This is a genomic window from Corallococcus sp. CA053C (genome assembly GCF_003611675.1).
GTDB lineage: Bacteria > Myxococcota > Myxococcia > Myxococcales > Myxococcaceae > Corallococcus.
The window spans coordinates 1-6,980 of sequence record NZ_RAWA01000463.1 but is presented as its reverse complement, the minus strand read 5'-3'; the positions used below and the strand labels follow the sequence as shown (position 1 = coordinate 6,980).

Below are 6,980 nucleotides of genomic sequence, written 5' to 3'. Positions count from 1 at the left end.
GGGGGACGGTGCCCCGGAAGTGGGCGAAGTACATGACCCAGCCGACGTAGGTGCCCGCTTTGGGGAACTCGTCGGTCACGGTGAGGTCCCGATGCTCATGGGAGGTGGCAAGGGCGAACTCGGGCTCCCATGCGAGCGCCATGGCGCGCACCACGCCGGTCAGGACGGGGGCGGTCAGCACCCGCTGCGCGACCTGGCCCGAAGTGAGCGAGTTGAGGACGCAGAAGGAGGCCACCCTCGTGGAGGCGCTCCCGCAGTTGCCGTCAAAACCCGAGGTTTCATCCTCGGTCTCGCCTGCCCAGAGCCAGAAGCTGGACATGTCCTTGAACCGATGGGCTTTGCGGCCCAGGAGTTTCGCGAGCGTGGTGGCGTCTGGCTGGACCTGAAGCTGACGGGCCTTCTTGAAGCTGCCGGCCGCTTGATGCCAACGGTTCCACGTGGGCTCCAGCGGGCTCACCAACTGGAGGAAGCCCGCCAATCGCTGGGCGCAAGCCTCGATGGGCTCCTGCCGGGCCAGCCAGTAGCAGCCCGCGTAGTACGACTCTTTCATGGCTCCAGGACTCCTCATGGCACGGGGGGGACGTGCACGACCTCGATGGCGAACTCGCGGAATTTGAAGGCTTCACGAAGGATGTTGGCGAATCGCTCCTCCGCGACAATCCAGCGGATGCGCCTTCCATTCGCCAGGTCGGATTGCCGTTTGGCCTGCTCCAGGATTTTTCCAAAGCCCCGGAAGAACTCCTTCATGTCCATGTCGTCCTTGATGAACTTCTCATAGCCCGGGCCCTTGGCTTCCAGGAGCAGGTCGTCCGTCGCATTGAAGCCGTCGAAGTCCGCGAACGTGTCCCCCTCCTGCACCCGGTACGCGGATCCCTCCGGAGCCCCCGTCACCTGCGCCTGATACGCCCGGGCGCGCTCGGACATCGACTCCGTTGTCTGCACCCACTTCCCCGGTCCTCCTGAAGGCGGCCCGCCACCCGCCGGAGGCCCCCTCGCCGCCATCGCCACCGCCGTGGACGTGAGCGTCACCTCCACGGCGCCGTCCACCACCGCCACCGCGCTCACCTCCGCCACCTGCGAGAACCGGATGCCCACCTGGGACGCACCCAGCATCGAGGCCTCCGTGAACCCGGGCAGCCCCGTGAGCGCCGACGACATCCCCAGCGTCACGCCGTGACTCACCAGCACCGTCACCGCGAGCACGAAGAGCCGTGCCACTTCCGGCCCCAACACCCGGCCGAAGGTCTCTCCCGCCTCCACCAGCTCCTGGAACGTCGTGGCCCGGTCCGTCGCGGTCTTCAGCGTCCCGCACGCCTTCACCACGGCCAGGAACGACTGGATCCCCACGTACGCCAGCACCACGGCGGCCAGCACGGCCGCGGCCTTGGTGAACACGGGCTCCGGCGCCGCCGCCAGCACTGCCCACGACGTCAGCACCCCCACCACCAGGGACATGAAGAACGCTGGATCCAGCGTGTCCTCCACGGCATCCGCGATGCTTTCGCGCAGCGGCTCCAGCGACAGGCCCACGGCGAACGTCAGCCGGTCCATCGCGCTGAAGCCTGCTCCCTCCTCCAGCAAGGACAGACAATCCACCGGCGCCTCATGGGCCCGGCACCACTTCCCGTACCGGTCGCGCAGCAGGTACGCGAGCCCCTGGTCCAGCAGGGCCCCCTCGCCCGCCGACGCGCGCACCACGCGCCCCTGCCGCGAAGGCCGCACCGTCAACGGCACGTCCAACACCAGGCGGGACAGCGCTGCCTCGAAGTCCCCCGCACTCACGGGGACACGCCGTTCCCCGGTCCGGGGCACGTGCGTCCGCACGGGGCCCTCGGCGGTGCGCAACCGCACCGTGGGACCGCCCGCGCAGCCCGTGACGAGCACGAGCAACAACATCCACACCCCGGCCCTGCTCGCGTCCATGGCGTTGTCCTCAGGCGCGACCGTACCTGAGGACCTGCCGCCCGGCCCGTGAGGACCTACCGCGGACTCACCCGTCCTGCTTGCCGCCGGTGCGCTTCCACAGCTCGCGCAGCAGGATGACGCCGAACTGCGAGTCATTGAGGATGTAGCGGCGCCACAGACGCTTGGGCTCGTGGGTCAGGCGGTAGAGCCACTCGAAGCCGGAGCGGGCAATCCACTCCGGGGCGCGCTTGGCCGTGCCGGCGATGAAGTCGAACCCCGCGCCAATGCCAATCGCCACCGTGGGCCCCAGCTTCTCGGCCACCTGCGAGATCCACACCTCCTGCTTCGGGCTTCCCAGCGCCACGAAGAGCAGGTGCGGATCCTGCTCACGGATGCGCGCGACGATGGGGTCGTTCTGCGCGTCGCCCGCGTCCAGGTTCACCATCGGCGAATCCCAGCCCACGACTTCAATGCCCGGGTACTGCGTCTGGAATTGACGGCCCACCTTCTCCGCGACGCCCGGACCCGCGCCCAGCAGGAAGATGCGCCACTTGCGCTCGGCGCCCAGCTTCACCAGCGGGAGGATGAGGTCGGAGCCGGCGATGCGCTCCGGCAGGGACACGTCCAGCATGCGCGAGGCCCAGACGATGGGCATCCCGTCCACCACGGAGATGGTGGCCTTCTGGTACGCGTCGCGGAAGCGCGTGTTCGTCTCCGCGAGGACGACGTGGTCCACGTTGGCGGTGAAGACGTAGCCGCCCTGGTGCGCGTCCACCAGCTCGCCAATGGCCTGGATGGCCTCCGGGAACGTGAGCTGGTCGATGGCGAGGTGGCCGATGTTCAGGCGCGGGCGGGGCGAGGCTGCGGACTTGGCGTGTGCGGTGGTCAAGGCGTCGTCTTCACTTCACCGTGAGGTCGAGCACGGTGATGGAATAGGGGGGAAGGCGTTGTGACAGGGCCTGTTCGGCCTTCGTTCCGGGGGCCTGTTCGGTGAATCCACCCGGCGCGCCCGAGTAGCCCAGCACGCGCACGGCGTTGAGCGTGCCGCAGCCCTTGAACTCGAGCTGGGCCTGGGCGGCCTGCTCCGGGTCGAAGTTGAGCAGGATGGCCACCAGCTTCTTGCCGGAGGCGTCGCGCGAGGCGAACAGGCTGGTGCCCTCGGCCGCGGTGGTGGGCAGGGACACGTCCTGGAAGCGGCCGCCCTTGCCGTCGAAATCGCGGTACGCGCGGAACGCCCAGAACGTGGGGCTGTTCTCCGCGGGGTACTGCCAGAAGAACGCGGAGCTGAGCCCCTGCTGCCCGAAGCGGCCCAGGGCCTCCGCCTGCGCGAGCCCCCCGCTCATGTGCTTCATGGCGCCGAAGTTGTACTCGCCAATGGACATGCCTCGGCCGGGGTAGTTCTCCGCGATCCACTGCTTCACGCGGGGGATGAGCTGGATGGGTTCGCCAATCCACGACTCGTCCTTGTAGCTGGGGTCCCACAGCGCGCGCGTGGAGCGGATCCGCCGCGCGTTGGTCTCCACGTCGGTGGCGCCCTCCAGGCCCAGCCCCACGTTGCTCTGCGGGTAGAAGTGCACGTCCACCACGTCCAGCACGCGCACGCCCGTCTTCTTCTCGTGGTCGCGCAGCTCGCGCAGGTACCAGGGAATGAGCGCCACGTCGCCGTGCGCGCGCCGGTCGGTGTACGGCGGCCGGCCGGGGGCGAAGTCGGCGGCGGACCAGAAGTAGTTCGTCCAGCCCCACTCGGCGGGGCCCGCGATGACGGCCTCCGGATCCGCGCGGCGCACCACGGTGCCGTAGTCGATGGTGCGCTTGAGCAGCTCGTCGTAGGTGAGCGGTTCGGGGTGCACGTCCCGGTGGGTGGAGCTCCAGAGGGCGGGCTCGTTGTCCAGGATGTACATGTTCACGCCCCTGCTCCCGGGCCCGCCGCCGCGCTTGGCGTCCGCCTCCTTCAGCGAGCGCACCCATTCGGAGATGAACTCCGGCGGGGCCTGCACGCTGGTGGTGCCAGGCAGGCCCGGCGGCAGGGGCGTGCCGTCGCGGCGCATGCCGTTGCCGCCCGCGGGCTCCGTGTCGTCCACGGCCTGCTGCGGGCCGAACTCGGACACCGGGAAGCCCACGGAGGACGTGTCCTTGGCCACCCAACCCAGCAGCGGCAGCGTGAGCGCGGACTGCACGTTGTGCTTGCGGTTGGACTCCAGGAAGTCATCCGCGCCGAAGCCCAGCTGCACGTTGCGGAAGTACCAGTCGTTGCCGGTGTTCCACGCGCGCCCCAGCTTCCAGTTGTAGCGGGACGTGGGGTTGCCGCCCCAGCGGCGGATGGTGGCGCCCAGCTTCCACTGGTGCGTGTCCTGCGTCTCGCGGTTGCCGTCCAGCGCGATGCCGTAGATGAGCGGGCTGATGGGGCGCGAGGGCGCGGCGCAGTCGATGATCATCTTCGACTCCTTGCCCGCCCCCCGGCCCGCGCGGCCACCGCCCGCGGCGCGCGCGGCGGCGATGTCCGGCGCCAGCGGCACCAGGGCCACCTTGTCGAAGAGCACCCAGTCGCGGCCCACGTCCTTCGACGCGCGCATCACCAGCCGGTCGAACGGGAGGTTGCGCGGGTTGAGGACCTCCATGGGCACGACGACCTCCGCCCACTCGCGGTCCTTCTTGACGATGAACTCCGGGTTGATCCGCACGTGCGGGAACACCGCGGCGCCGGGCGCGTCCAGGCGCACGTCCAGGAACTCGCCGTACGCCTCTGGCGCCGTGAAGCGGAACGACAGCGCGCCGTACGCGCCCGCGAGCTTGGGCTGGTAGAGGATCCACCCGCCGTAGTTGAACATCCGCAGTCGCGCGGGCGCGCTCTGCGGCAGCTCGCGGGGCGCCCAGCCGATGTCCTTCCATCCGGGCTTCAGGCCGCCGTCGTAGATGACCACCGAGGCGGACGGATCCACGGGCGCGGCGGCGTCCTTGGGAGCCGCGTCTTTCGGCGCCGCGGCGTCCTGCTGCGCCATCGCCACGCCGGCGCTGCTGCCGAGCACCACGCACGTGAGGAGGATGTTCCGCTTCCACCGCGCCTGCTTCGCACTGTCAGCCATGACCTTCTTCAACGCATCCCCCGGCACGAGCCCACCCACCGACTGCGATTACAGCGCGACGTCGTCCTGGTCCTTGCGCGGGAAGATGCGCGCGGGGATGCCCACCGCGACGCTGTCCGGCGGCACGTCCTGGAGCACCACCGCGTTCGCCCCGATGCGCGAGCGCGCCCCGATGCGCACCGGTCCCAGGATGCGGGCCCCGGCGCCAATCCAGACATCGTCCTCGATGACGGGGTAGCCGTTGTCCTTGGCGGTGCCCACGGTGTTGTTGCCGTAGAAGCGCACGCGGTCGCCGATGCGCGCGTCCCCGCCAATGACGATGCCCAGGCTGTGCACGAAGTACACGCCCTTGCCCAGCGTCACGTCCCTGCCGATCTCGATGCCCATCACCGCCGTCTGCGCCACGCGCAGCACGTGGTTGAGCAGCGGGATGTGGAAGGCGATGGCCGCCTCGCGCGCGCGGTTGAGCGCGGTGATGCGGTACGAATCACTGGTGAGCACCACCTTGGCCAGCGACTTCGCGTCGGAGGAGCCGGTGGCGGCCTTGGCCATCTCCACCGCGTCCGAGATGAGCGCTCCAATCATGGTCTTCATTCCTGGCTGTTCCCCCGGCCCTGCAGGTAGCGCGCGACGCCCTTGGCGATGCCCCTCAGGCCACCGGCCTCCGTGCGGGCCCCGCGCAGGTACTCCATGCCGTACGCCACGGACGTGCCCGCGAACGCGGCGCCCTTGAGGCCCAGCTTGTCCGCGATCTGCGATGCGCTCACCACCGCGTTCGTCAGCCGGCGCGACGCTTCGGGCGCCACCACCGCGGTGGCCAGCAGCGGGCGCGACAGGAGGTTGGTTTCAAAGAGCAGGCGCCACGGGTTCACGCCCTTCACGTCCGGGTGCTTCACGGACACGTGGGTGTCGAACATGCCGTAGCGGTGCGCGCGGCGGATCCACTTCTCGAAGCTGACGTGGTCGCTGCCGTGCAGCACGTAGGCGTCCGGGGCGAAGAGGAACGCGCAGCCGGCCTTCTCCAGGCGCACACCCAATTCCACGTCCTCGGACTGGCCCAGCGTCTTGTCGAAGCCGCCCACGCCCACGTAGTCCGCGCGGGGGAAGGACACGTTGCCGGTGTACAGGTGGTTGCCGCGCGCCTTCGCGCCGGGGACGGACAGCTCCTCCGCCATGCGGTTGTTGAGGTGCGCGTACCAGCGCTCGAACAGCGGCATGTCGCCGATTTCGGGGTCCGGGCGGATGCGGCCGAGGACGACGTTGCGCGAGCCCGGCGGGTGGTGCGCCAGGTGGCGCGCGAGGAAGTCGGAGGCCACCTGCATGTCGTCGTCGGTGACGAGCACCACGGTGCCCTTCGCGGCCAGCACGCCCCGGTGCCGCGCGGCGGCGGCGCCCGCGTTCTGCTGCACCTCCACGCGCAGGGCGTAGGGCAGCGTGAGCTCCAGCAGCGGGCCGCGCACGTCGGTGGCGGAGCCGTCGTCCACCACGACGACCTCGAAGTCCCCGGGCGGCAGCGTCTGGCCGGCGAGCTGCTGGAGCAGGCGCGTGATGAGGGGCAGCCGGTTGTACGTGGCGATGACGACGCTGAGCCGGGGGACTGGCGCGGCGGGGGAGGCGGAAGGGCTCATGGCTTCTTCTTCTTCTCGGCCGCGGCGCGACGCTGCTTCTTGGTGGCGCGCGGGAAGGTGACGCTGCCGGCGAAGCGCTCCGCGCCCACCAGCTTGAGGGTCTTCTCCGCGGAGCCGAAGTCCGTCTCGCCCAGGGTGATGCACAGCAGGGCCGTGTCGGCGGCGAGCGCCAGCGGGATGCTCGCGGGGTGGGTGAGGAGCGAGTCGATGACCACGATGACCCGCTCGCCCTGCTCCACGCGGCGGCGCACCTCCAGCACCATGCGCGGCGCGCCCGCGGGCTCGATGCCGGTGGCGTCCACCAGCCGCAGGGGCGGCTCCGGGTAGGGCGAGCCGGCCTCCATCCTGTCTCTTGTACACATCT

The 6,980-nt window shown here is 70.0% G+C and carries 6 protein-coding genes and 1 pseudogene; all 7 read right to left on the bottom strand.

Annotated elements, in window-relative coordinates; all coding sequences use genetic code 11:
* Positions 1-550, bottom strand: a 550-nt coding sequence (locus D7V97_RS37385; RefSeq protein WP_120615385.1) for an Imm52 family immunity protein, incomplete at its 3' end; no start/stop codon positions are given.
* A 14-nt stretch (positions 551-564) separates the two neighbouring features.
* Positions 565-1,923, bottom strand: coding sequence for a restriction endonuclease fold toxin 5 domain-containing protein (locus D7V97_RS37380; RefSeq protein WP_120615384.1), 1,359 nt, complete (start codon positions 1,921-1,923; stop codon positions 565-567).
* 67 nt (positions 1,924-1,990) lie between these two features.
* Positions 1,991-2,794, bottom strand: coding sequence for an exopolysaccharide biosynthesis glycosyltransferase EpsA (epsA, locus tag D7V97_RS37375; protein WP_120615383.1), 804 nt, complete (start codon positions 2,792-2,794; stop codon positions 1,991-1,993).
* A gap of 10 nt (positions 2,795-2,804) precedes the next feature.
* Positions 2,805-4,988, bottom strand: a complete 2,184-nt coding sequence (gene epsB, locus D7V97_RS37370) for a GH44 family glycoside hydrolase EpsB (RefSeq protein ID WP_120615382.1) — start codon at positions 4,986-4,988, stop codon at positions 2,805-2,807.
* 48 nt (positions 4,989-5,036) lie between these two features.
* On the bottom strand, positions 5,037-5,573 hold the full coding sequence (gene epsC, locus D7V97_RS37365; RefSeq protein WP_199729083.1) for a serine O-acetyltransferase EpsC: 537 nt from the start codon (positions 5,571-5,573) through the stop codon (positions 5,037-5,039).
* Between the two features lie 5 nt (positions 5,574-5,578).
* The gene (gene epsD, locus D7V97_RS37360; RefSeq protein WP_120615380.1) at positions 5,579-6,616 is read right to left on the bottom strand and encodes an exopolysaccharide biosynthesis glycosyltransferase EpsD; all 1,038 of its coding nucleotides are present in this window, start codon (positions 6,614-6,616) and stop codon (positions 5,579-5,581) included.
* A pseudogene (locus D7V97_RS37355) lies at positions 6,613-6,980 on the bottom strand (hypothetical protein); the annotation flags it as partial. The gene epsD and the pseudogene D7V97_RS37355, both read right to left, overlap by 4 nt.